Source organism: Massilia mucilaginosa, assembly GCF_011682145.1.
Lineage (GTDB): Bacteria > Pseudomonadota > Gammaproteobacteria > Burkholderiales > Burkholderiaceae_D > Telluria_A > Telluria_A mucilaginosa.
Genome location: NZ_WHJH01000037.1, coordinates 18,334 through 42,750, shown reverse-complemented (window position 1 = coordinate 42,750; position 24,417 = coordinate 18,334). Strand labels below are relative to the sequence as shown.

The 24,417-nt window shown below is 65.3% G+C and carries 25 protein-coding genes; 8 read left to right on the top strand and 17 right to left on the bottom strand.

Annotation, left to right across the window (positions count from 1 at the left end; translation table 11 throughout):
* Window positions 1-6 precede the first annotated feature (6 nt).
* From F2P45_RS23640 to F2P45_RS23630, 3 genes are all read left to right on the top strand, one after another.
* Window positions 7-843 carry a metallophosphoesterase family protein gene (locus F2P45_RS23640; protein ID WP_166880482.1) on the top strand — a complete coding sequence of 279 codons (837 nt, stop codon included), beginning with the start codon at window positions 7-9 and terminating at the stop codon, window positions 841-843.
* A 92-nt stretch (window positions 844-935) separates the two neighbouring features.
* Window positions 936-2,114 carry a mandelate racemase/muconate lactonizing enzyme family protein gene (locus tag F2P45_RS23635; protein ID WP_166880480.1) on the top strand — a complete coding sequence of 393 codons (1,179 nt, stop codon included), beginning with the start codon at window positions 936-938 and terminating at the stop codon, window positions 2,112-2,114.
* The gene (locus F2P45_RS23630) at window positions 2,111-2,974 is read left to right on the top strand and encodes a class I SAM-dependent methyltransferase (RefSeq protein ID WP_166880478.1); all 864 of its coding nucleotides are present in this window, start codon (window positions 2,111-2,113) and stop codon (window positions 2,972-2,974) included. Before F2P45_RS23635 ends, F2P45_RS23630 begins: the two co-directional genes overlap by 4 nt.
* Before the next feature lie 2 nt (window positions 2,975-2,976).
* Here the strand turns inward: F2P45_RS23630 and F2P45_RS23625 are convergent, their stop codons facing one another.
* The 5 genes from F2P45_RS23625 to F2P45_RS23605 all read right to left on the bottom strand — a co-directional run bounded on the left by F2P45_RS23625 (window position 2,977) and on the right by F2P45_RS23605 (window position 12,739).
* Complete coding sequence (locus F2P45_RS23625; protein ID WP_166880477.1) at window positions 2,977-4,356, bottom strand: phenylacetate--CoA ligase family protein; 1,380 nt, start codon at window positions 4,354-4,356, stop codon at window positions 2,977-2,979.
* A gap of 20 nt (window positions 4,357-4,376) precedes the next feature.
* Window positions 4,377-8,189: an autotransporter outer membrane beta-barrel domain-containing protein gene (locus tag F2P45_RS23620; RefSeq protein ID WP_166880475.1), complete on the bottom strand. Its 3,813-nt coding sequence runs from the start codon at window positions 8,187-8,189 to the stop codon at window positions 4,377-4,379.
* A 256-nt stretch (window positions 8,190-8,445) separates the two neighbouring features.
* Entirely contained in the window at window positions 8,446-9,837 is a 1,392-nt protein-coding gene (gene cls, locus F2P45_RS23615) for a cardiolipin synthase (RefSeq protein ID WP_166880473.1), read from the bottom strand.
* Window positions 9,834-11,930, bottom strand: coding sequence for a site-specific recombinase (locus tag F2P45_RS23610; protein ID WP_166880471.1), 2,097 nt, complete (start codon window positions 11,928-11,930; stop codon window positions 9,834-9,836). Before F2P45_RS23610 ends, cls begins: the two co-directional genes overlap by 4 nt.
* A gap of 92 nt (window positions 11,931-12,022) precedes the next feature.
* Window positions 12,023-12,739 carry a hypothetical protein gene (locus F2P45_RS23605; RefSeq protein WP_166880469.1) on the bottom strand — a complete coding sequence of 239 codons (717 nt, stop codon included), beginning with the start codon at window positions 12,737-12,739 and terminating at the stop codon, window positions 12,023-12,025.
* A gap of 178 nt (window positions 12,740-12,917) precedes the next feature.
* Here F2P45_RS23605 and F2P45_RS23600 point away from each other — a divergent pair, with 178 nt between their 5' ends.
* Window positions 12,918-13,754, top strand: a complete 837-nt coding sequence (locus tag F2P45_RS23600; protein ID WP_166880467.1) for a branched-chain amino acid aminotransferase — start codon at window positions 12,918-12,920, stop codon at window positions 13,752-13,754.
* 48 nt (window positions 13,755-13,802) lie between these two features.
* On the opposite strand, the gene F2P45_RS23595 is transcribed toward F2P45_RS23600, so the two are convergent.
* The 5 genes from F2P45_RS23595 to F2P45_RS23575 form a co-directional block, all read right to left on the bottom strand.
* Complete coding sequence (locus F2P45_RS23595; protein WP_166880466.1) at window positions 13,803-14,384, bottom strand: DUF3617 domain-containing protein; 582 nt, start codon at window positions 14,382-14,384, stop codon at window positions 13,803-13,805.
* 92 nt (window positions 14,385-14,476) lie between these two features.
* Window positions 14,477-15,064 (bottom strand): DUF3617 domain-containing protein, encoded by a 588-nt coding sequence (locus F2P45_RS23590; RefSeq protein ID WP_166880464.1) that lies wholly within the window; start codon window positions 15,062-15,064, stop codon window positions 14,477-14,479.
* A gap of 110 nt (window positions 15,065-15,174) precedes the next feature.
* Window positions 15,175-15,447 carry a hypothetical protein gene (locus tag F2P45_RS23585; RefSeq protein ID WP_166880463.1) on the bottom strand — a complete coding sequence of 91 codons (273 nt, stop codon included), beginning with the start codon at window positions 15,445-15,447 and terminating at the stop codon, window positions 15,175-15,177.
* Window positions 15,448-15,530: 83 nt separating this feature from the next.
* A complete protein-coding gene (locus F2P45_RS23580; protein ID WP_166880461.1) occupies window positions 15,531-15,986 on the bottom strand; it encodes a hypothetical protein in 456 nt (151 codons plus the stop codon).
* Between the two features lie 46 nt (window positions 15,987-16,032).
* Window positions 16,033-16,620, bottom strand: coding sequence for an NUDIX domain-containing protein (locus F2P45_RS23575; RefSeq protein WP_166880460.1), 588 nt, complete (start codon window positions 16,618-16,620; stop codon window positions 16,033-16,035).
* An 85-nt stretch (window positions 16,621-16,705) separates the two neighbouring features.
* On the opposite strand from F2P45_RS23575, the gene F2P45_RS23570 reads away from it, so the two are divergent.
* Window positions 16,706-17,476, top strand: a complete 771-nt coding sequence (locus tag F2P45_RS23570) for a DeoR/GlpR family DNA-binding transcription regulator (protein WP_166880458.1) — start codon at window positions 16,706-16,708, stop codon at window positions 17,474-17,476.
* Between the two features lie 54 nt (window positions 17,477-17,530).
* Here the strand turns inward: F2P45_RS23570 and F2P45_RS23565 are convergent, their stop codons facing one another.
* The 4 genes from F2P45_RS23565 to F2P45_RS23550 form a co-directional block, all read right to left on the bottom strand.
* Complete coding sequence (locus F2P45_RS23565) at window positions 17,531-18,196, bottom strand: YiaD family glycine zipper/OmpA-like lipoprotein (protein ID WP_166880456.1); 666 nt, start codon at window positions 18,194-18,196, stop codon at window positions 17,531-17,533.
* Between the two features lie 107 nt (window positions 18,197-18,303).
* Window positions 18,304-18,450 carry a lmo0937 family membrane protein gene (locus F2P45_RS23560; protein WP_103170603.1) on the bottom strand — a complete coding sequence of 49 codons (147 nt, stop codon included), beginning with the start codon at window positions 18,448-18,450 and terminating at the stop codon, window positions 18,304-18,306.
* 92 nt (window positions 18,451-18,542) lie between these two features.
* Window positions 18,543-18,773: a hypothetical protein gene (locus tag F2P45_RS23555; RefSeq protein WP_166880454.1), complete on the bottom strand. Its 231-nt coding sequence runs from the start codon at window positions 18,771-18,773 to the stop codon at window positions 18,543-18,545.
* Window positions 18,774-18,944: 171 nt separating this feature from the next.
* Window positions 18,945-19,688, bottom strand: coding sequence for a glycine zipper 2TM domain-containing protein (locus F2P45_RS23550; RefSeq protein WP_166880452.1), 744 nt, complete (start codon window positions 19,686-19,688; stop codon window positions 18,945-18,947).
* Between the two features lie 232 nt (window positions 19,689-19,920).
* On the opposite strand from F2P45_RS23550, the gene F2P45_RS23545 reads away from it, so the two are divergent.
* Window positions 19,921-20,652, top strand: coding sequence for a Crp/Fnr family transcriptional regulator (locus tag F2P45_RS23545; protein ID WP_166880450.1), 732 nt, complete (start codon window positions 19,921-19,923; stop codon window positions 20,650-20,652).
* A 52-nt stretch (window positions 20,653-20,704) separates the two neighbouring features.
* The gene (locus tag F2P45_RS23540; protein ID WP_166880448.1) at window positions 20,705-20,989 is read left to right on the top strand and encodes a hypothetical protein; all 285 of its coding nucleotides are present in this window, start codon (window positions 20,705-20,707) and stop codon (window positions 20,987-20,989) included.
* On the opposite strand, the gene F2P45_RS23535 is transcribed toward F2P45_RS23540, so the two are convergent.
* The 3 genes from F2P45_RS23535 to F2P45_RS23525 form a co-directional block, all read right to left on the bottom strand.
* Window positions 20,973-21,194 (bottom strand): YMGG-like glycine zipper-containing protein, encoded by a 222-nt coding sequence (locus F2P45_RS23535; protein ID WP_099881030.1) that lies wholly within the window; start codon window positions 21,192-21,194, stop codon window positions 20,973-20,975. The two genes, F2P45_RS23540 and F2P45_RS23535, sit on opposite strands and share 17 nt — an antisense overlap.
* Before the next feature lie 25 nt (window positions 21,195-21,219).
* Entirely contained in the window at window positions 21,220-21,531 is a 312-nt protein-coding gene (locus F2P45_RS23530) for a BON domain-containing protein (protein ID WP_166880446.1), read from the bottom strand.
* A gap of 142 nt (window positions 21,532-21,673) precedes the next feature.
* Window positions 21,674-23,758: an AsmA family protein gene (locus F2P45_RS23525; RefSeq protein WP_166880444.1), complete on the bottom strand. Its 2,085-nt coding sequence runs from the start codon at window positions 23,756-23,758 to the stop codon at window positions 21,674-21,676.
* Between the two features lie 185 nt (window positions 23,759-23,943).
* On the opposite strand from F2P45_RS23525, the gene F2P45_RS23520 reads away from it, so the two are divergent.
* A complete protein-coding gene (locus tag F2P45_RS23520) occupies window positions 23,944-24,336 on the top strand; it encodes a DUF4398 domain-containing protein (RefSeq protein ID WP_166880443.1) in 393 nt (130 codons plus the stop codon).
* The last annotated feature ends 81 nt before the right edge of the window (window positions 24,337-24,417 follow it).

Genomic DNA, 24,417 nt, shown 5'->3' with positions numbered 1-24,417 from the left:
GTTAGCATGCGTACATTGGTTCATCTGTCGGATTTGCACTTCGGCCGTGTCGACGAGAAATTGCTCGCTCCCTTGCGCGCGCTGGTCGAACGGGTCGCGCCGGACGTGGTGGTGGTCTCGGGCGACCTGACCCAGCGCGCCAAGAGCGAAGAGTTCGAGGCGGCCAAGGCCTGGCTCGACACCTTGCCGGGGCCGCAGATCATCGTGCCGGGCAATCATGACATTTCGCTGTACAACGTGTTCCGGCGCTTCTTGCAGCCGCTGACGCGCTACAAGCGCTACATCACGGACGACCTCGATCCGATCTTTGTGGATGAGGAAATCGCGGTACTGGGCGTCAATACCGCGCGCTCATTGACCTTCAAGGACGGGCGCGTCAACGACGAGCAGGTGGCGATGATCCGCAAGCAGCTCGCCGGGCTGGACCCGGCGGTCACGCGCATCATCGTGACCCATCACCCGTTCGACCTGCCGACCACGGCGGACGACGACGACCTGGTCGACCGCGCGCCGGCGGCGATGAAGGCGTTCGCCGAATGCGGCGTCGATTTGCTGCTGTCGGGGCACATGCACGCCAGCCATGCGGGCAGCACGGCCGAGCGCTACCAGATGAGCGAATACGCGGCGCTGGTGGTGCAGGCGGGCACGGCGACCTCGACCCGGGGGCGCGGCGAAGTCAACTCGTTCAATGTGGTGCGGGTCGAGCGCGAGCGGGTGGAAGTGGACCGCTATGGCTGGGATGAGGTGGGGTTGCGCTTTTCGCTGATGAAGACCGAGCCGTTTCTGCGCACCGGGAATATCTGGTCGGGCCATACCGAAGGCTTGATGGCCAGCGGGATTTAGGGCGCACGCCAGGCTGCCGGACAGTACAATAGCCCTTGAGCGGCGGCCGCAGCCGATGGCCGCCCGCACGACCTCATTTACGGACTGGCTCAATGGCTGATATGTCTTCTGGAAGTGCGCGCGCCGCGCCGCTGGCGATCGTGCGGGTGCAGGTGTGGAAGGTGCGCATTCCCTATCTTGCGCCCATGCAGTCCTCGCGCGGGCGCCTGGAAGTGGGCGACAAGGTGCTGCTGCGCCTGACCGCGCGCGACGGCACGGTGGGCCTGGGCGAGGCCTCGATCATCTTTCCCGCGCGCGACGGCGAATGCGCCGATTCCGTGTTTCGCCGCCTGGCCGAGGTCAGCGGGCCGCTGCTGCTGGGCCAGGACGGCGCGCGCATCGTCTCCCTGTTGCAGATGCTGGCCGGTTTGTCGTCGGAACGGCACGCCTTTCCCACCTCCCTGTGCGCGGTCGACCTGGCGCTGCACGACCTGAAGGCGCGCCACCTCGGCATTTCGGTGGCCGACCTGCTCGGCGGCGCCACGCGCGAGCGCTTTCCCCTCTCGCGCAGCATGGCCATGCCGGACGAACGCACGGCGCTGCAGTCGGCCTGCGCCCTGGTGGAGAGGGGATACCGCCTGCTGACACTGAAAGGCAGCGCCGACTGGCGCCACGATATCCGCATGGCGCGCGCGGTGCGGCGTGCCGTGGGCGAGCAGGCGCGCCTCGAAATCGATCCCAACCAGGCCTGGCAGTGCAAGGCGGCGCTGGCGGTCGATGCCGCCTTGCGCGAATGCGCCCTCGAATGCATCGAGCAGCCCTGCGCGTGGTGGGATATCGAGGCCATGCAACTGATCACGGAGCGCGCGCATGCGCCCATCGCGGCCGACGAAAGCGTGCTCAGCCCGGCTGACGCGATGCGCGTGGTGCGCGCGCGCGCGGCCGACATCATCACGGTCAAGCTGGCCAAGTCGGGCGGCTTGCGCGCCTCGGCCGCCATTGTCGAGATCGCCTCGGCCGGCGGACTCCAGTGCAACCTGGGCTCGAAACACACCTTCGGGGTGGGCAGCGCGGCCCTGTTGCACTTTGCCGCCGCCCACCCCGCGGTGGGCGAGTTCGTCGGCTACGGTTCCGCGCGCGAGCGCTTCGCCGGCGACATCATCAACGAAACCATCGACATCGGCGATGGCCAGGCGCGCTTGCCGCCCGGTCCCGGCTTCGGCGTCACGCTCGACGATGCGGCCGTGGCGCGCTTCGCCCTCGCCAGCGCCGACCTGGCGCTGCCCCGGTGACGCCGGCGCGCGCCGCCGGCAAGGAAGCGCACCGCGCGCAGCTGCTGCAAGCCTTGCCGGACTTGCTGCCGATGGCCTCGGCCTACCATACCGGCTGGGTGGTGCTGCAACTGCTGGGTGTGATCAGCGGCCTGTCCAGCGAGCGCGCGCAGATCGTGCGCCACCTGCGCGAGCTGGCGCGCGCACGGCCGCTCGCCTCGGTCTGCATCGCCGGCAGCGCCGATTGCGGCCTGCTGTCGGTGCTGCACGAGGCGCTCGGCGACGGCATCGCGGCGCTCGAGGTGCGCATCGCCGACCGCTCGCCGGTGCCGCTGGCGCTGTGCCGCGGCTACGCCGGCGCGATGGGCTTTGCGCTGACGCTGGAGCTGAGCGACCTGCGCATGCCGCCGGATCCGGCCGCGCCGCGCGCCGACCTGGTGCTGGCCCATTCCCTGCTCAGTTTCATCGCCCCGGGCGAGCGCGCCGCGCTGCTCGGGCAGCTGGCGGCGCGGCTGGCACCGTCCGGCAGTTTGCTGCTGTATCAGAGCGTGCGCGCGCAGCATGGCCCGGCGCTGCTGGCGTATGCGCCGCAGCAGGTCGAGCGCATGGTCGGCGCCAGCCTGGCCGCCCAGCGCACGGCGGCGCTGCGCCTGGCGCTGCTGAGCGAGCGCGAGCTCGAACAGATCGTGCGCGCCTTCTGCGCCGCCAAGACCACCCACGCGGTCGCGTCAAGCGAGGAGCTGGCCGCCGCTGCCCGCGCCGCCGGCCTGGACGCGGTGCGCTGCGAGCGCCTGCCGGCGCGCGCGCTGGAAGGGCACCGGCCCGCCACGCCGGAGAGCCGCTACGTCAAATGGATGTTGCAGGGCCAGCGGGCCGGCTGAGCTCAGGGCGCCGCCGGCGCCGCGACGAGCGAGACAAACTCTTCGAACTTGCCGCTCGCGCTGCGGCCGATCCCGTCCACCCGCAGCGCGTCGACGCGCATGCCCGGCGGCAGGCGCTGCGCCACCTGTGCCACCAGGCGCGCTTCTTCTTCCGGCGCCAGCGCGCTGGTGCTGACATAGCGGATCTGGACCTGGCCGGGCGCGGTCTGGACCACCTGGCGCTGGACCACGCGGGTGGCGCCGCTGTCGCGAAAGCCGAAGGTGGGCCAGTAGCGCTTGGCGTCGGCCGTCACCAGCATGTTGCGGGTGCGCCCGAGGATGCGCGCCAGCACCGGCAGGCCGCGTCCGCAGGGACAGGGCGGCCCGGCTTCGGCCATGTCGCCCAGTTCGTAACGGATCAGGGGCATGGCAAAATTGAGCAAGCCGCTGACCACCACGCGTCCGCAGGCGCCCGGCGCGCAGGCATTGCCATCGTCGTCGAGCACTTCGAGCAGCACGTTTTCGGACTGCACATGATAGTGGCCGCTGTGCGGGCAACGGATCGCCAGGTAGCCCAATTCCTCGGATGAATAGGTGTCGTTGACCGGCACGCCCCAGGCCTCGTGGCAGGCCTGGCGCACCTGGGCGTCGAGCGGTTCGCCGAAAGTGCGCACTTCGCGCAGGCTTGGGAGGCGCACGCCTTGCTCAAGCGCGAGCGTGGCCAGTTGCAGGGCCAGCGAGGGATAGGTCAGCAGGTAGCCCGGCGCGCGTTGCACCAGCCATGCCAGCTGGGCCTGGACGTCGACGCTGACCGGGCACAGGTGGGCCGGGCCGGTGTGGAACATGCGGGTCGCCATGCCCCAGTTGTCGGCCTCGCCGGCCTCGCCGCGCCGGATGATGCACAGCGTTTGCAGCAGGTCGCGTGCGTGCCACGCATGGTCGCGCAGGGTCAGCGCTTCCCAGATCAGCTGGTTCAGGTAGGTTTTGCGAAAGCGCACCGGCGTGCCGGTCGAGCCGGAACTGCTGCCGTCCGCCAGCGGGCCGTGTTCGGACGGCACGGCGCCGCTCTGAAGCTGGTCGAACTGCGCTTGCAGTTCGCGCCGGGACAGGCACGGCAGCCGTGCGAAGTCGTCCGCGCGCACGGGTGCGCCATCGCTCCATTGGGCCACCAGGCCGGGTGGCCAGTGCGCGCGGTACCAGGGCACGCTGCGCGCCGCGTGGCGCACGATCTGCGCCAGCTGGAGCGACTGGCGCGCCGCGATCTCGTGCGGGGCCAGCCATTGCTCGCTTTCCATCTGGCGCAACAGGGAGCAGACCAGGCCGCTCCGCATATCCGGAACGGCCGGCCACTCGATGCCGGCCAGGCTGCTTTTCAAACGCCATGCGGGTGCGTCGGTCGGCATTGCTCTCCCTGGGGCAGCGCTCAGAACTGTTTGCGCAGCTTGAGCGAGACGCTTTGAGCGCGGAAACCGCGATGCGCTTCGGCGTCGTAGCGCGCCGTCAGTTCGGTGTTGCCGTCGCGCAGCAGCGTCACGCCGGCGCCGGCGCGCGCAAACAGCGGCTTGGCATCGACCCCGTTGGTGGTGAAGGCCGGTCCGCCGCCGGCAAACGCCGCCACCAGCGCGGTTTGCTCGGCCAGGAAATCGTAGCCGAGCCCGAGGTTGCCGGAGAACGTCAATTGCTTCGATGGCGAATGATTCAGCCTGGCGTCGGCGTACAGGATGAACTGTTTGGCGCGCTGGCTGTTCACCAGCAGGTTCAGGGCGCCGGCGCCGCTTTCGGCGTAGGCCTTGTTCTTGACGGTGGTGTAGTCCAGGCGCACCGATGGCGTCAGGCTGGTTTGCTCGCTGAGCCGCACGACGCGCGCGATGCCGCTGCCGGCATGCAGGCTCATGCCGCGGTAGTCGCTGCTGGCCATGCGCGTCAGGCCGCCGAAACTGATGAGCCGGCGCCCCTCGGTCTTGTTGCCGCCCACGTCGAGCTGCCAGTTGATGTCGGTGTCGGCATCGAGGCTGTGGCTGCCGTAGGTCATCAGTTGCAGCAGGTCGATATCGGCCGACTGCGGGCTCACGCCGTTGCCGTCCAGATTGGTCCGGGCGTAGGTCAGCGCGACGCCGACCCGGTCGGCGCTGCCGACGACGCTGTCCGCGCCGACGATCAGGCCGCCGCTGTCGGCTTTATAGCCGGCCGTGCCATCGCGTTCGCTCTGGCGCGCCCAGGCCCCGAACGGCTTGGCCCACAAGGTGCGCTCGCTGGCGTAGCCGTCGCCGGCCGACAGGCCGCGCTTCGACTCGATGCGCGATTGCACCACGCGGCCGGTCAGGTTCATGGTGTTGGCCACGGCGGAGGCCATGCCGCCGCCCGCCAGCGGCAGGGTCTGGCCGACGGCATCCGAGACTTCCTGCGCGCTCGACAGCTTGCCCAGCGCGGTGATGACCTGGCCCATGTCGCCACCGGTGGCGCTGGCGATCAGGCTGTCGAACACGCGCGCGGCCCCGCCGCCGGACGAGTTGCCGGTGGCGACGATGGCCGAGACGGCGGTATTGGCCGGCTGCGGCTGGATTGGCGGCAGCGTTGGCGTCGGCACCGGGGTCGGGACCGGAACCGGCGTCGGCACCGGAACCGGCGTCGGCACCGGAACCGGCGTCGGCACAGGAACCGGCACCGGCGTCGGCACTGGAACGGGCGTCGGCACAGGAACCGGCGTCGGCACTGGAACGGGCGTCGGCACTGGAACCGGCACCGGCGTTGGCACAGGCACCGGGGTCGGCGTCGGCACAGGCACAGGAACAGGACCAGGTGTCGGGACGGGTGTGGGCGTCGGCACCGGCACTGGCGTCGGGGTTGGTGTCGGGGTCGGGGTCGGGGTCGGCGTCGGCGTCGGGGTTGGTGTCGGGGTCGGTGTCGGTGTCGGGGTTGGCGTCGGGGTTGGTGTCGGCGTCGGTGTCGGCGTTGCCGAGGCGATCACCAGGTCGATGGCATTGCCGTTTTTTACGCCAGTCAGGTTGAACAGAAAGCTGTTGTCGGTAACGGGAATGGTGGCCAGCGTGGTCAGCGTGTCGCCAGCCTTGATGACATCGGCAAGCACGGTGCCGTTGGCCAGCACCGGGGCGCCGCTGACATCGACATCGATATTGCTGCTGGCGGACATGTCGACATTGCCTGTGACGTTCAGTTTGCCGTAGGTGGTGGCGTTGGTCAGGCCGGTGCGAAAGATGCCGCCGACGGGCTGGAGATAGTCGCCGGTCAAGGTCACGGTATGGCCGGCGGCAACCGACAGGACCCCGCTGTTGCTCATGGTCGTCGCGCCGATGTTCAGGGCGCTGGTCGAACTCAGCGTGCTGCCCGCGTTGATATTCATCTGCCCCAGGCCGGCAAAATTGCCGCCGGGCGTGAACGCGGCGGTGTTGAGTGCATCGGTGCCGATATTGACCACGCTGCCGGCGCCGCCGGTGACCAGTCCGGTCGCGCTGGCGCTGTTGCCCAGCATGTTGAGGGTATTGATGCCGAGCGCGAGCGCGCCAGTCAGACTGCCCCGGTTGGTGACGATAAACGCGCTGCCGCTGTTGGTGAAGTTGAGCGAATTGGTTCCGCTGATCGTCCCGGTGTTCAGGATGCCGCCATCGAGCACGCTGGTGCCGGTAATCGCAATGCCGGTATTGGTGCCGCTGATGGTCCCTGCGTTGGTGATGCCGCCGTGGATCAGTCCATTCGGCACGGTGATGCCGATGTCGGTGGCGGTGATGGTGGCGCCTGCCTGGTTGACAATGCCGCCGGCCACGATATTGGCGCCGCTGCCGATCCGGATGCCGCGCGGGGCGTTCAGTGCACCGGCGTTGACGATGCCGGTGGCCACGCTGGCGCCGGTGCCGTTGACATTGATGGCATGGTTTTTGCTGGTGATGACGCCGGTCGCGGAATTGCTGATCGACCCCGCCGTGGCGCCGTTGGCCAGGGTGATGCCATTGCCGTTACTACTGGTAATGACCGAGCTGTTGACGATCTGGCCAGTGACAGTGGAATTGTCGCTGATGAATATGCCGGCGCCGTCAATGCTATTTCTGCCGCTCGATAGGGTGGTGGTGATGGTGCCGGCGTTATTGACGTTGCCGGTGATCGTGCTGCCATCGAAGGCGGCGATGCCGCCTTCGGCCCCGTCCATCAGGCCGCGGTTGATGATGTCGCCGCTGATCTGCGATGCGCTCAGGTTGATGGAGCGATCGCCGTGGGTTTCGGCGCCGGTATCGTTCAGGATGCCGCCGCCGGTGATGGTGGCGCTGCTCAGGGCGATGGGGTGGATGCCGGTGAGCTTGCCGGCATTGACGATGCCGCCGGTCACCGTCGACGTGGCGACGCCGATGATCTCGGTGCGGCCGCTCATGATGCCGGTCGCGGTATTCTCGATCATGCCGACGGTGGAGCCGTTTCGCACCACCACCATGCTCGAATTGGGGCCGGCGATCGTGCCGCTGTTGCTGATTTTTCCGCTCACGGTGCTTCCCACCAGCTCCAGCGCCGGGTTGCCGCCCTGGGTGTCGATGGTGCCGCTGTTGAGGATGTCGCCGGTGAGCGTGACGGTCGCCAGGGCGATGCCGCGCGCGTTTTGCCCCGCCGTCTTGCCGATGTGGCCCTGGTTGACAATGCTGGCGCCGAGCTGCGAATTGCTGATGTCGAGCGCGGCAAAGCCGCCGGCCGCGGCGATCTCGCCGCCGGCGGCATTCGTGATGCCGCCCTGTAGCGTGCTGCCGATGATATGGATCGCGGTGCCGTTGACGGCGCTGATCACGCCGGCCGGGCCGTTGCTGATGGCGCCGCCGACGGTGGCGCCGTTCAGGCGGATGCCTTCCTCGGTCACGCCGCCCCACGGTCCGGTGGAGGCGATGGTGCCGGTATTGGTGATCCCGCCGGTGAGCGTGCCTTCAATGTTGAGCGCGACCGCGACCGGGTTGATGGTGCCGGCATTGGTGATCGCGCCGGCGCTGATGCCGCTATTGAGCTGGACCCCATTGTTGGGCGTGTTTGCCAGGGGCACGGTAATCACCCCGGTGGCGGTCACGTCGAGGTTCTCGCCGGCGCCGATGGTGCACGTGTTATCGATGGTCGTGTTGTCGACCGTGATGATGCCGCCGCTGGGAGCCGGGCAAGGATTGCCGATCGCCGCCGCATTGGCCATCATCAGGCATGCGCCGGCCACCAGCACCGCCATTTGTGTTTTTTGAAAGATGTAATTCGGCATGAGATCAATTCCCGGTCAGGTCCGCAACAGTTGTGGGGGCGCTGGAAGAGAAGGTGCGCGCGCCGGATGAATCAAGGCATTGCTTGATTTATCTCAAGCCGCGCTGATCCCTATGTGTATGTATTGAATATAGAGAACAACGATTTTTGTGTAAATGCGTTTCGTTTGGAAGCGGACGGGAATCAAGTTTGAGAACAACACTTCGGCCACGGCTGGGATGACGCCCCGCAGCCGTGGTACCACATTGACAAGAGGCTCAGATCCAGTATTCGGTCAGGCGCGCCGCCCATTCCTTGACGCGGTCGCTCCACGGCCGGTCGCGCCACTGTTCCAGGGTGATTTCCTTCGAATCGCGCAGGTCTTCGGCAAACGCGCTTTCCATATCGGCGCCGAAGCCGGCGTCGAGCACCACCACATTCAATTCGTAGTTGTGCAGGAAACTGCGGCGGTCGATATTGGCCGAGCCGACCGTCGACCAGGTGCCGTCGATCACCGCCGTCTTGGCATGCAACACCGCCACCTGCAACTGGTGAATCTTGACCCCGTTCTTGAGCAGCTCGTCGTAGAAGGCGCGTCCGGCGTGGAACACCAGGCCGTGATCGGTCACGCCCGGCAGCACCAGGCGCACGTCCACGCCGCGCCTGGCGGCCGCGCTCAGGGCGTCGACAAACTGGCGGTCCGGCACGAAATACGCGGCGGTGATGTGGATCGACTTCTTCGATTCCTGGATCGCCAGCATGAGCGACTTGTAAATCTCGGAATCGCGCTCGGGATCGGTGGCCAGCACGCGCACGATCTTGTCGCCGACCGGCGCCAGCGGAGGAAAATATTCGCGCTCGGGTAACTCGCCGGCGTCCTGGTTGACCCAGGCGTCGATGAAGTGATATTGCAGGGTCGCCACCGCCGGACCCTCGATCTTGATGTGGGTGTCGCGCCAGCCGACTTTCTTGCTGTCGGTCGCGTCCGGCCTGCGCTTGGAACGGAAGAAGGAACTGTTGGCATAGGTACTGCTGATGTTGATGCCGCCCGTGAAGGCCACCTTGCCATCGACCACCATCAGCTTGCGGTGGTCGCGGTTGTTCAATTCCCACTTGCCGACCCGCGCCGCCGGATTGACCGGGTTGAAGGCGACCATGGCAATGCCGGCCTGCTGCATGTGCTCGAAGAATTCTTTCGGCGTGCCAAAGGTGCCGACGCTGTCGTACAGCACGTTGACCGTGACGCCCTGTTTTTGCTTCTCGATCAGGACGTTGGCGAACTGCAGGCCGATCTCGTCCTGGTCGAAAATGTAGGTTTCCAGGTTGATCGAGGTTTTGGCGTTGCTTGCGGCCGCCATCATTTCTTTCATGGTGGCCGGGCCGTCGAACAGCAGGGTGACTTTGTTGCCGGCCACCAGCGGTACGCCGGTGGCGGCTTCTTCCAGTACGGCCAGCGCCTTCATGTCGGGCGTGGCTTTGGCCCAGCGCCGCGCCAGCAGGTCGGCGGCTTTTTTCTTGTCCATCCGGCCCTTGCCGGTGGCCACCGTCGGGGTTTTCTGCACCACCGGCGTGTCGCCCACCCCGTCCATCGAGGGCAGGGAAGCGCAGGAGGCCAGACCGACCGCCAGGGCCAGCACGGCCAGCCAGGCAGCGACACGTGATTTCGTCATTTTGATCCCTTAAGTGGTACGGCGTCGGGCGATTCGGACGGCAGGTCCTTGGGTCCGATGAAAAAATCGATGGGGGCGGCCAGGAAACGCCGTCCGAGTGCTTTCAACAGAAGAATACCGTGTTCGAAGTGAATCTTGCGCGCGCGAAGCGCAACCAACAGTGCCAAGCCGAAACTTACCACGAGATTGACCGTGCCGATCGATAAAAAGCCGCCGATCGAGGTCAGCGCGACTTGCCAGCTCATCTCGTGGTCGAGCGCGACCAGCGCGGTGGCGAAGTTGGCCGACGAGAAGGTGACGTGGCGGATGTCGAGCGGCAGGCCGAACAGGAAGCCGAGGGTGCCGATGGTGCCCAGCAGCACGCCGAAGTACAGATTGCCCATCAGGCTGCCGAGGTTGTTCTCGATGTACAGCGACAGGCGCAGCAGACGTTCCGGCCCCAGCAGGCGACCCAGGCCGCGCAGCTGGTAGACGCGCTGCGCCATGCGCGTGTAGAGCGCCTTGTTGTCGAAATAGCCTGAAATCAGGCCGGCCACGAACAGGCAGACGCCGGCGATGGCGGCGTAGAACAGGGCCGGGCTGTGGATCGGGTCGATGTCGTGCAGCAGGTGCATGGCTTTGTCGGGCGTGACCAGGTGGTGTCCGGTGGCGTAGCGGTAGCCGGTGGCGATCAGGTACGCGGTCGGGATCGCCGTGGCGAGGTTGCCGAGCACGGCGAAGCACTGGGTGCGGAACACCTTGTTGATGAGCTCCGCCATGCTGTCGAGGTCGATGTTCCTGCCATCCTTGCTCGACAGGCCGGCGGCGATGCGCGAGGCGGTCATGGCCGGCTGCTTGGTGGCCACGGTGAAATGCAGCACGTGGATCAGCATGAAGCCGAGCGAATAGTTCAGGCTGAACAAAAAGGCTTCGACCAGCGGCGCGGCGCGCAGGGGGCCGAGCAGAATCTTGAACAGCGCCATGAAGCCGACGATGAAACCGGCCCCGGCCGAGGAGTTGAACATGCTGCGCAGCTGGGCGCGGCTGTCGGCAATGTAGTGTTCGCCGGTGCGGCTGGCGTTTTCGGTCACATTGCGCGCCAGCAGGTCGATATTGTCGGCGAACAGGTCGCGCACCGTGTATTTGTTGTTGTGCGCTTCGACCAGTTCCTGTGCCAGGGCAATGCCGCCGGCGCGGCGCAGGCTGGTGGGCGGGGCGTAGTCCGGGGTGGCGTCGTTGGCCAGGGTGGCCAGGTCGACCCCGGGGGCGGCCGGCAAGTGACCGCTCACATCGACCAGGAACAGCAGTTTGCGCAGGCGGTCGATGCTCTGGGTCAGCGCGACCAGCAGGTAAGTCAGGGCCACGCTGGTGCCATGGCTGAGCGCGTTCTTGCGGATCTTGGCGACCACGCTGTCGCACTGGTCGAGCATCACCAGCAGGTGGCGCGCATCGTCCACGCTGGCCACTTCGCCGGCCATCAGGCGCGCATAGCCGTCGAGGTAGTTGTTGACCTCGATGTTTTGCATCAGGAACGGCGAATCGAAGTTTTCGATGTCGGCGTGGCTGCTGATCAGGCGCGGCTCGAAACCGAGCGCGCAGACGCGGCAGGAAATCGTGCGGATCGCTTCCAGCATGCCGAGCACGGTGGTGCGGGCGGCATTGGCCGGGCTTGTCAACGGGGCGGGCGCGGCGTTCGAGACCACGTCGAACAGTGCCAGCCAGTCGGCGGCGGGCACGGTGCCGATCCAGCGGTAGTCGGTCTGGACGTACAAAACCTGGTCGATGGCGTCGCTCAGGTACACATCGCCCAGCGCGGGCGGCAGGAAGCGGTAGGAAATGCGGCGTTTCAGTTCAGTGAAGAAACCGTCATTGGAGAGCACCCCGATGTCGGTGTACAGGCTGGCGTGGCGGCGGCTGTCGAGCAGGCGCGTAAGGTAGCTGCGCAGGGCGGACGCCTGCTCGGGATTGCCCTTGAGCAGCTGGCAGAGGGTGCGCACCCGCTCGGTGCTGGTGGCAATCTCGGCGCGGCGGCGCGGGCGCAGTTTTTCCACCAGGTCGACCAGCACATCAATGCGGTCGCTATGGGGATCGATTCGTTCTAGGGTGGAAAGCATGAAATATAGCCGGAGCAACAGATACTAAAGACGTAGTGTACGTGGTGTTGCTCTGAAACTTTGTTCGCTAGCGAACAGACGGGCTCGACCGGCTATTTGGGGCAGTTGGTGTACTTCAGGTCCCGTTTCTCGTCGTTCACCTTGGGGGTCGTCATGCAAAAGGTACCCAAACCCGTCTTGATCTTGTATCTGCGACCGCCGGCATCGGCATTGCCGGTGGTAATTTCCTCGATCTCGGCTTGTTCGAACAGGGTGGGATTGCGCCGCGCCGACTGGATGCCGGCGATCAGGCGCTTTTGCGGCGAATCGTCGGGCGCGGCGAACTTGTTGAGCGATGCCTTGCGCAAGTCCTTGTCGATCTTGGCCAGGTCGGCAAACGCGCGCTTGCGGATGGCATCGGCGCCGCTGGCGGGCGCGGCCGGGGCCGGCTCGGCGGCGAACGGATCGGGCGGCAGCACCGTGATGGCCGGCGCCTCGCTCCCGGGCGCGGCGGGTATGGTGATCGCAGTGGCGGACGGGGCCGCTGCCGGGGCGGGCGCAGCGCGGCGCGGACGCTGAGTGCGCGGCGGCGCGCCGCTGGCGCTGGGGACCGGCACGGGGCGCGTTTCCGGCGTGCGCGCGGCCGCTGCGGGGGCGATGGTGTCGATCCACTGGATGCGCGGACCGCTGTCCTCGTCGCGCGCCGGCGCTGTTTCGCGTGTCTGGCGCCACGCCAGCAACAGGGCGGCGTGCAGGCCGATGACGATGCCGACAGTGAGCCAGCGGCCTGGCGGCCGGGAAAACGCGATGGTGGGAGAAGGATGCGGCATCGACAAATTGAAATACCTTAGGTTAAATATATGATTGCAGCATTTTCAATGCTAACAGGTATGGTCTGATTATTGCTGCGCTGCATTGGAGTCCGGCCTCTAACGGGCGTGGGCGGCGGCCTGACCTGTCAGGCAAGTTCGGTTAAACTTCCCGGACAACAATGACCAGGGAGCGATGATGTATCTGACTTATTTCAAGGGGCAATGGGCCGAAGGTAATGTGCCGCTGTTCGGGGCGATGGATCACAGCGTCTGGCTCGGCTCGTCGGTGTTCGACGGCGCGCGCGCCATCCGCGGCCGCTTGCCCGACCTGCGCCCGCACCTGGAACGGGTGATCCGTTCAGCCGAGCGGCTCGGCTTGCAGTGCCCGCTGACGGTCGACGAAATGGAAGCGCTGGTGCGCGAAGGCGTTGCCAAATTCCCGGCCGAGGCCGAACTGTATGTGCGTCCGCTGGTGTTCGGCGCCGAGGGGTTCCTGGTGCCGGTGCCCGACAAGAGCGGGTTCGCATTGACCCTGTTCGATGCGCCGATGCCGCCGTTCACCGGCTTTTCGGCCTGCCTGTCCACCCTGTGCCGGCCGGACGCGAGCATGGCGCCGACCGATGCCAAGGCCTCGGCCCTGTACGCCAACACCACGCGGGCGATCCGCGAAGCGAGTGCGCGCGGTTTCGACAACGCGGTGGTGGTCGACAGCGACGGTCATGTGGCCGAGTTCGCGACATCGAACCTGTTCCTGGTCACGCCGGAAGGCAAGGTGGTGACGCCGGTGCCGAATGGCACGTTCCTGGCGGGTATTACGCGGGCGCGGGTGATCGGCTTGCTGGCCGAGGCCGGTGTGGCGGTGGAGGAGCGCAGCGTCCATCCGGACGAGCTGCTGACGGCACTGGAAATCTTCAATACTGGAAACTACGGCAAGGTCACTCCCTGCATCCGCTACGAGCGGCGCACGCTCGCCATCGGGCCGGTGGCGACCCTGGCGCGCGAGCGCTACCTGGCGTTTACCGGCGCGGCGTAAGCCCCGCACCGTGTGGGCGCCGCGTCGGCGGCGCCCACATTGCCATGCTTACTTCTTGGCTGGGGTCGGTTTGATGTCGAGCGGCTTGATGCTGCCGCAATCGGCGCCGAGCCACTTGCCTTTGGTCTCGGTCGTCATGACGTCCTTCTTGCCGCTGGCCATGGTGCTCATCTTCATGGTCGAGGTGTATTCGTTGCCCTGGTACACAGTCTTGCCTTCACCCGAGGACGGCGGCGTGGCGCAGGCGAACGAGTAAGTCTGGGTGCCGCCCACGTTGGCGCCTTGCTTGTACTTGCAGTTGCCGTCATCGACGCCGATGTTGGCGCCGGCGTCGATCTGTTTCTGGGTGACGCAGGCCTTGACGGTGAAGCTGCCGTCGTCATTCATGGTCATCGCCGGGCCGCCCGGCTGGTTCATGGCCTTTTCCATTTCCTTGCGCTGGGCCGCAGGCAGCTTGGCCATTGCCTTCTGCGAATCGGCCATGGCCTTGGTGGTTGCCGGATCGGACGAGGTGGTTTTGCTGACGCTTTCCCACAGACCCGGCTTCATGGTCTGGGCGAATGCGGGCGACATCGCCAATGCTGCGGCGGAAACGAGGGCGAGGCTGGTCAGGCGGAAACGTTGATTCATAGTTACTCCAAGTGTCAATCCGCCAGTTTAGCGCGAAACGGGCACTGGATGTTGTTATCTCAACATTGCCGGATGATGAACATGGCTGGCGCTTACCTGGCGCCCGGGGGCTTGCCGTCGATCGGTTTGAGTCCGCCACAATTGGCGCCCAGCCATTTTCCCCTGCCTTCCAGAAGCATGGTGTCCTGCTGGCCGGCGGCGCTGGAGGACATCGTCATGGTGGAGGTATAGCTTGTACCACCCTGGAAAGAGACCTTGCCCTGCCCGGAAGCCGGCGGGTTTTTGCAGGTGAAGGAAAAGCTCTGCGTCCCGCCAAGCAGCGGGCTTTTCTTGTGGGTGCAGTTGCCATCCTGCGGGCCGAGGAAGTTGCCGCCTGCGTCGTCGAGCATTTTCTGGGTGATGCACAGCTTGATCGTCGCACTGCCGTCGGCGTTCATGTCGAACTGCGGCGCGCCCGCCTGGCCGCCGATTTGCCCCATCGCCTTGCGTTGTTCCGGTGTCATGGAAGCGAGCTGCTTCTGCATCTCGGCCATGGCTTCGGCGATCTGCGGATTTTGCGAGGTGGTTTTGCTGGTGTTTTCCCACAGTCCAGGTTTCATGGTCTGGGCGAGGGCGGGGGAGATGCAGGCGGCTGCGGCGCAAACGAGGACGGCGGCGGTCGGGCGAAGGCGTGGGATCATGGCGGGCTCCAGTGATAAGCCGCCAGTCTAGCGCGAAACGGGCAGGCGATGCTGGAATCGGAACGTGGCGAACGGCCTGCCGTAGCGCAGGCTGTTTGCCGCGCCGCCAGTCAGCCGAAGTCGTCGTCTTCGTCGCCAAGTTCATCGTCGAGTTCAGCGGCGGCGCCGGCCTGGCTGTCGTTGCCAGCCAGGATGTCGCCGCGCGCGCGCCAGGCCGAGTCCGATCCGACCGCTTCCAGCAGCCCCTTGACGCGGCGTACCCGCGCGCTCTGGTTGGCGTTGGTCTGGCCGCTGGCGCTGGGCGGCGCGGGGGCCGGCGCTGGCGCTTCGGCGCTCCAGGATTGCAGAGAATCCAAAAAATGGGCAAAACGCTCCGTGCTCATACCGTGCTCCTGTGCGAATGGTCAACCTGCGAAAAGTGGGTACTCAAACAACAACTGCGCTGCGGCAATGCCGACAGCGCAGTTCAATGAACCTGTTGGAACACGGCGAGCAGGTGCGCGTAGCCGAGCAGGTACGCGAGCAGCAGCACCACGGCGCAAGGCAGTGCGATCGCCCAGGAGCGGCGCGCATAGTCGGTGCCGAAACGTTCGCGCACGAAGCGCTCCTGCGGGCTGGCGACGGCGATGTACCAGATCAGCAGCAGGATGATGGGACCCGTCTGCAGCGGCAACGACGCTTCGCGCAGCAGGGAAATATAGACATTGAGGATGAACGCCGCGAGACAGGCGGCGAACCACCAGCAGGCCTGCACGGCGCGCTTCGGCTCGTCCAGCGCTTCCCAGTTGCGGATCAGAAGGACGGTGCCGAACAGGGGCGTGAACAGCAGGCTCCAGCAGGCGGCGGCGTCCGGGTTCCACAACGGCGCCCGCTGCCCGGCGCGGCCGGCCGGGGTGTCTGGGAGGGAAGAATGTGCATTCATGTGTGCAACTATCGCGTGCCTCCCACGCGCATGTATTGATCTGGCGCTAGCTTTGCGTCGACATCAGATGTAACTGGAGATATTGCAACAGCAGGACAGTTTTGCCATCCATGATCTCGCCGCTGGCCATCATCGCCAGCGCTTGCTCGAAACCGAGTTCGAGCACGTCGATATCCTCGCCCTCGGCGGCCAGGCCGCCGCCGTCGCCCACCTTGTGCTCGGGCTCGTAGGCGCCGATGAAAAAGTGCAGGCGTTCGGTGACCGAACCGGGGCTCATGAAGAGGTCGTAGATCTTTTTCACGTTCTCGATGCGGTAGCCGGTTTCTTCTTCGGCTTCCTCGCGGATGCGCTGTTCCGGGCTGGCATTGTCGAGCAGGCCGGCGGCCGCTTCGATCAAAAAGCCGTCGTGGCCGTTCACAAAAGCGGGAATGCGGAATTGGCGTGTGAGCAGCACTGTGCGCTGGCGCAGGTTGTACAGCAGGATGACGGCGCCGTTGCCGCGGTCGTAGACTTCGCGCGTCTGGCTTTGCCAGCTGCCGTCGCGCCGGCGCAGCGAGAAGGTCAGGCGTTTCAGGATGTACCAGTTGTCCGACAGCAGTTCTTCCTTGTCGATCCGTACCCGTGGTGCTTGCATGATGCTCCTTCGTGATTGTGCTTGGTGTTTTTTAGAATATCGTGCAAAATCGTGCAATGTCAAGAAAATACGTGCAGGAGCAATCATGCTGACGACCCAGCGAAAGCAATACCTGATGGACCTGTTGCGGCGCGACGGGCAAGTGGTGGCCAAGGCCGTGAGCGAGGCACTGGGATTGTCGGAAGACACCATCCGGCGCGACCTGCGCGAACTGGCGCGCGAGGGCTTGTTGCAGCGCGTGCACGGCGGCGCCCTGCCGGCCATGCCCGCGTCGCCGGCGCTGGCCGACTTTGGCGCGCGCGAGCGGATATCGCAAGACGCCAAGGCGGCCATCGGGCGCGCCGCCGCCGCCCTGGTCGCGCCCGGGCAGGTGCTGCTGGTCGACGGCGGCACCACCTCGGGCCATCTGGTGCGCTGCCTGGCGCCCGAGCTGCGCGCCACGGTTGTTACCCACAGTCCGTCGGTGGCGCTGGCGCTGCTGGGGCACGAAGGGATCGAGGTGATCATGCTGGGCGGGCGCCTGTACCGTCATTCGGTGGTGGGAGTGGGGGCGGCCACGCTGGAGGCGATCGGCCAGGTGCGCGCCGACCTGTGCTTCCTGGGCGTGAGCAGCATCGATCCGGAAGCGGGCTTGTCGACCGGCGACTTCGAGGAAGCGGCCGTCAAGCGCGCGATGTGGCGGGCGGCGGCGCACACCGTGGTGCTGGCTTCGCCGGAAAAGCTGGCGACGGTGTCGCCTTTCCGGATCGCCGGCGCGGATGAGATCGGTGCAATCGTGGTCGCGCACGGCACCGACGAGGCCTTGCTGGCGCGCTACCGGGCGCTGGGGGTGGAAGTGCATGTGGCGCAGGCGTAAAAAAGCCGGCATCGCGATGCCGGCTTTTGACGTGCTGAAACGACAGCGCGGGGCTTAACCCTGGCGGTTCGGCTCGGCGACGTAGATTTCGACGCGGCGGTTACGCGCGCGGCCGTTAGCATCGTCGTTCGACGCGACTGGCTCGCGCTCGCCACGGCCGTCGATCATGATGCGGTTCGGCGATACGCCGCGCGCCGCCAGGTAGTCGCGGGTCTGGGCGGCACGGTCGACCGACAGCGGCTGGTTGACCGAGTCGTTGCCGGTGCTGTCGGTGTGGCCGATGATGGTCACGGTGGTCGACGGATTGTCTTGCAAGGTCGAGGCAAAGCGCTCGAGCACAGGACGGAAATTCGATTTGATGGCGGAACGGCCGGTGTCGAACGAGACGTCGGCAGGCACGTCGAGCTTCAGGCGGTTATCCTGGGTCTGGCTGACCTGGATGCCGGTGCCGCGCGTGGCTTGTTCCATGGCTTGCTTTTGCTGTTCCATGCGGTTCGACCAGATATTGCCGATGATCGCACCGGCAGCGCCGCCGATGATGGCGCCCTTGCCGGCACGCCCGCCGCTGCCAGCCGTCGCGCCAATAATCGCGCCCAGGCCGGCGCCGACACCAGCGCCTGTTGCCGTGCCACGCTGGGTGGCGGACATGTCGGCGCAACCGGTTGCCATCATGGCGACGACGGTGATGCCGAGCAGGGATTTAGTCAGGTTCTTTTTCATAGTGTGGCTCCTAAAAGTAATTAATCCGTTTCGCTGTCACACCAGGCTACGCCAGGCACGACCGCGAAACGGATCGGACATCAGTCGATGGCCGGATGATGCGTCAGCTAGATACCTCGGCCGCTGATAAGGCGAACCAGGATCATGATAACAGCGACAACCAGCAGAATGTGGATGAAGCCGCCAATTGTATAGGAAGTGACCAATCCAAGCAGCCACAGGATCAGAAGTACTACGGCGATTGTATAGAGCATGATTTTGTCCTCGGTGGGTTTTTATAGACGACTGGTATGTCGTGCTTGCAGTATGCAGAACTCTGGCATGCCGCTCCGTACGCTGGCGTACATTAAGAATAAGTTTTTTGTTCGTTTTGCAAGACGGGCAACCAGCCGAATACGCCCGCCAGGCCAACGAGAGCGATCAGGCAGGCCACCAGGCCGCCGGCAATCAGGAACACCACATCCTGGGCCTGCATTGTGGCGCTGCTGCCCGCCGCGACAGGTCCCGCGGCGCTGAATCCAAACAGCGTCACGATAATGCCCCAAGCTAAAATGCCGATCCAAACCATGCGGTTCATGATCATTCCTTCGTCTCTGGTGATACTGCCGCGCCTTTTGCTGCAGGCGTGAAGCTATTTTCGCGCTTGCTCATCAGCAAATCGGTTCGTTGGCGCACATTGCAAAGTAGAAAAGAATAAGCCGCGTGGAAATGACCACGCGGCGTTGTTTTTTAGTACAGCCGGGTCGGATCAGACGGCCGGACGCAGGGTCCCGTCGATCACCTTGACCCGGTCGCCGGTGCGCCAGCCGGCCGCGCTCTGCTGATGGAAGGTGCGCGCTCCGCCGTCGTCGAGACGCACGCGGATTTCGTAACTGCGCGTCGCTTTCAGATTGCCTTCGACCTGGTTGCCGACCACCGCGCCGCCGACCGCACCGGCGACGGTGGCGAGCTTGCGGCCATTGCCGCCGCCGACCTGGTTACCGAGCAGGCCGCCGAGCACCGCGCCGCCGGCCGCGCCCAGGCCGCTGCCTTGTGCGCGCCGGGTGACTTCACGCACCGATTCGATATTGCCGCAATGGTTGCACCAGCGCTCGCGCGCCGGTTCGGATGCCGCGTTGCGCGGCACCGGTGCCGGTTTGCGTGCGGCTTCCTGGGCGGCGTCGCGTTTTTCTTCGCGTTCGCGCTCGGCACGCAGGTCGTCCATGCGCTCGTTCTCGGCACGCTGCGCGGCGTGGTGGCGCTGGGAGTCGCTGGCGGGCGCATCGAGTGCGGCCAGGGTCTGCGGCGCAGCGCCGCTTTGCAGTTTGGAGGCCAGCACCGCGCGGTCGATTTCGGACAGTTCGGTCGTGGCGGGCGTGCCGCCGATGGACGAGGGAATCCAGCCGAGGATGGCGGCCGTGCCGGCCCCGCAAAACACGATCACCGCGACGGCGGCGGCGATCAGCAGCGGATGCTGGGCGCTACGGGGCGCAGGGGAGGAGGGCGTCGTCATGATGATTCCTTGTTATGTTTGGTAGTGCACTGTCGGGTTGATGGACCCCATTCTCCCGAGGATGGGGCAGCCCTTCCGTGCGTCACCGTACATACTTTGCCTATTATTGCCGTTACGCTGATTGAAATTGTTTGTAAATGTATCTGTCGTAACAACCAGGCCTTACCTATCTAATGATCGCTATCCGTTTTGTCTCATGGCCGACCGCGCGCACCGCCCACCGGAGGGAGCGATGAATCACGTTTCCGCCGTTGAGTTCGACCACCCGAACGGCAACCAGCTGCTCGCCGCCTTGCCGCACAGCGACCTTGCGCGGCTGTCTCCCTTGCTCGAACCGGTACAGGTGGAAGTGGGCGAGGTGCTGTACGAGCCGGCCGAGCCGGTCCGCCATATCTATTTTCCGCACGACAGCCTGATTTCGCTGCTGGGCGTGGCCGAAGGGCGCATGACGCTCGAGGTCGGCCTGGTGGGGCGTGAAGGCATGCTGGGCGCGACCGTCGCGCTCGGTCACGACACGGCGCAGACACGCGCCATCGTCCAGCGCGCCGGTTGCGCCAGCCGCATGGACAGCGCCAAGTTCCGCACCGAGTTCGCGCGCAATCCGGCCCTGCAGCGGGTGCTGTACCGCTACACCGATACCCTGCTGGCGCAGGCGATCCAGATCGCCGTGTGCAGCCGCTTCCATGTGCTCGAAGCGCGCCTGGCGCGTTCGCTGCTCATCACGCGCGACCGCCTCAAGTCCGACAAATTTCACCTGACGCACGAATTCCTGGCGCATGCGCTCGGTGTGCGCCGGGTCGGCGTGACCAAGGCCGCCAGCGCCCTGCAGCAGCAGGGGCTGATCATCTACAGCCGCGGCAATATCGAGATCCTCGACGTGCAGGGACTGGCCGCAGCCTCCTGCAAATGCTACGAGATCGTCAAGGAAGCAGGCGCGAGCGCGCTGTCGACCGCCTTCGTCTGAACCGGCGGGCAGCGCGCGCCTTGCGGGCCCGCCGCGGTCCGGAGGCGCCCGTTTGCGCATCCTGCATGCCGCTGCCGTTCAATCCTCCCCCGCCTGCGCAGCCGGCAGCCAGCATACCCTGCCGGGCATTGCCGACGACACCGTCCCGACGTGCGAAGCCCCCATCCCCAAAGTTATTCCCGGCGCGCCGCCGATCATCCCGCGCTGCAAGTTGAAGAAAGCGAACGGCGGCTGCTTGCCGTTTCCAGAAAGACGCAGGCGTAAAAAAACCCCGCGAACGGGGCCGTTGGCGAGGTTTTTCTTCAATCAGGCAAGCCGGATCATTTCGGTGGCTTGACCTGATTGCCGATGACGCCGCCGACGGCAGCGCCGCCAACGGTACCGACAGCGCTGCCGCCGGTCAGTACGCCACCGACAACTGCGCCTGCGCCGGCGCCGATGGCCGTGTTCTTATCCTGGGCCGACATGCCTGCGCAGCCACCCAAACCGAGCGCTACTGTTACCAGTGTCGCGCTCATTACCAGTTGCTTGATTGTTTTCATGATAGTGCCTCTTTAATTGTAAAGCTTACTTCATGCGAATGTCGTTTTTGACTTGCTTCACACCTTTGACGTTGCGGGCAACTTTGCCGGCGGTAGCGATGCTGTCTTGCGCAGCAACGAAGCCGCTCAGCTGAACCACGCCTTTGAAGGTTTCAACGTTGATTTCAGCAACTTTCAGGGTCGGCTCATTGACGATGGCCGCTTTGACGCTGGTGGTGATCACGCTGTCGTCAACGTATTCGCCCACGCTTTCTTTTTTGTCGGTCGCGGCGCAGCCAACGACGGTGGTCAGCATCAGGGCGGCGATCAGGGTCGATACGATTTTCAGGTTTTTCATGGTGTGTTCCTCTATGGTGGTGGTCTATGTTGTTATGCGTTCGGCGGTGCTTGTCGCCCAACCGATGTGTCTAGATTAGGGCCTGCCGAGCTCGTGGTCTGTTCGGCAACGCACATAAGTGACAAAACGCAATTTTTCGGATTCAGCGGCGCGGGCGAACGTTCTGGGCGGCGGGGATGCTCTTGCCCGGCGGCGGCGCCACCGGCTTTTCGCGCGCCTCGGCCAGCAAGCGCCCGCAGCCGCTTTCCTGGCCTGGACCGGTGTTGACCAAGGGCAGCAGGGCGGCCGGCGCCGCGACCAGGCCCAGCGCCACCGCGCCGCCCGCCTTCAGGGCCAGCACGCCCTTGTCGACGCTCACCTCGGGCTTGGAGAAGCTGCCGCGCAGGTGCAGGGGCGAGCGCAGCGAAAAGATGCGCAAGCCCTTGGTCTGCGGATTCAGGGTCAGGTCCATCTGTTCGTTGGCCAGGTTGATAGTGCCGTCGCCGGTGATGGCCGCCTCTTCGGTATCGACCACGAAGGTGCGCGTCTGCATCAGGCCGTTGGTGACCTGGAAATCGCTGGCCATGCAATTGAGCTTGACCTGCTTGTCGCCGAACAGTTTGGTCAGCACGATATTGCCGATGTTCAGGCCGGCCTGTTCGAGCAGCATCTTGCTCACCGTACCTTCGTCGATCAGCGCCTTGACTTCGCCGTTCGAGGCCGCCAGCAAGGTGGCCACCGAATTGCCGGTGGCGGACAGCTGGGCGTCGCCGTTGATCTGGCCGACCGTGGCCTTCATGCCTTCCACCGAGGGGAACAGTTCCTTGATCTTGATATGGCGCGCGCTGACCCTGGCGGTGGCCTTGATGGCTTGCTTGCCCTGGCCGCTGCCGTCGAGCTTGATGGTGGAGGTGACGCTGCCGCCGGCCATCTGGAAATTCATCGGCGCCAGGGTCAGCACGCCATCCTTGAGGATCAGGTGGGTGGAGAGTTTGCTGATCGGCAGCTGTTTTTCGCGCACGATGCGCTCCGCCGCGTAATGCACGTCGGCGTCGATCGCGGTCCAGCGTTCGGTGCGGAACGATTCGACCGGCAGCACCTTGCCGCTCGGCTGCACCGCCTCGACCCCGCGCGCCTCTTTGCTGGCGTTCGAGTCGGCCCCGACCAGCGGCCCCAGGTCGGCGAACTGCAGGAGTTTCGACGCCACCTTGCCGCTCAGTTTGCCGCGCGGTTTGCCGGTCCGGTATTCCATGTGCCCGGCGATATCGCTCGACCCCACCTTGCCGGTAAATTTGTCGTAGATCCAGCGGCTGCCGGCCTCGCCCAGTTCGCCGGTCAGGCGACCCTCGGTGCGAAAGGCCGGCGTTTCCGGCAGCAGCAGCCCGGTCAGGGTATACAGGCGCGCCATGCTGGCGCCCGAGAGTTTGAGGCGCACATCGACCGCCGCCAGCTTGGTCGGCTTGGTGACCGTGCCTTCGATTTCGATGTGGGTTTTTCCAACGCGCAGGTCGGCCTGGACCGGGTAGGGCGTGCTCTGCTCCTTGAGCGAGAGCACCGCGCCGGCCTTGCCACCGCCGGTCACGGGGCCGTCGTTATAGGTGCCGCGCAGCGTCCAGCTGATCCCGTAGGCGGGATCGGCGTTGACGGTGTCGACGTCGGCCGTCAGGTCGATGTCCTCGAGCGCATCGTTGAACTTGACCACGCCCTTGGTGAAGACGACCCGTTCCAGGTCGAGCTTCCAGCGCGCTGGCTGGTCTTCGTTGCGGAAGGTCCAGTTGTTCTTGCCAGCCTTGTCGCGCCGCAGGTCGACGGCCGGCGCGTCGAAGCGCAGCACGGGAATGGAGATGGTCTTGTGCAGCAGGGCGAAGGGGTTGAGCGAGAAAGAGAACTGCCTGACGGAGGCCATGTCGCCCGTCCCCATCCCGGCCGGCTGGCCGACATGCACGTCGTTGGCGACCAGGTGCGGCCAGGGCACCAGGTCGCGCCAGGTGCGGTCGCGCTCGGCCATGACGGCGGCCGGCTTTTCCCAGCTCAGGTCGAGGTTGCCTTTGATGTCGAACGGGCGCTCGATCGCTTCGCTGGCCTTGGCGTTGAGCCACGGGCGCGCCTTGTTCCAGTCGTAGGTGAGCACGATGGCAAGCACGATCAGTGGAATGGCGACCAGCACGGCCACGATGGCCAGAACAATCTTGGTGCGGCGCGCTAGCGGTGTGCGGCGGCCGGACGGGACCGGGGCGGCTTGACTCATGACTATCCTTATTGTGGGAACAGGGTCACTTTAAGCGATATGGGTGGCGTTTTTGTGTACGTTAGCGCACGGTCGGCAAGCCCCTTGCACACAAAACATTTGCTATGTGCGGCAGCGAACCGAACTTGCCAATAAATCAGCTTATAACGTTATCACGACATCACTACACCTCATGGAGAAACACGATGAATGCACAAATCAAGAATCAAGTCAGTAAAGTTCTTTGCGCCGCACTGGTTATGACACTGGTCGCTTGCGCCAGTTCCCAAAAAGCACCGGCAACGGCGGATGTGGCCGTGTCGAAGAATGCCGTCGAAAACGCTGTGAGCGCCGGCGCCGCCGATCTGGCTCCGGAAGAAATCAACGCGGCCCGCACCAAGATGATGCAGGCCAACCAGGCCCTGGCCGCCAAGGATTACAAACTGGCGCGCGAACTGGCGACCCAGGCCCAGGCCGATGCCAAGCTGGCCCAGAGCAAGGCCAATTCGGCCAAGGCGACCACCGCCGCCAACGCACTCCAGGATGACCTGCGCGTGCTGCGCGAAGAAGTCGACCGCGCCAACAAGCCGCAACAATAAAAATACCAATAAGTCTGCACAGCGGACAAATGCCGCGCGCCCTCACAGCGGCAGCGCAGGCCAACTGGCCGCGCACAGCAG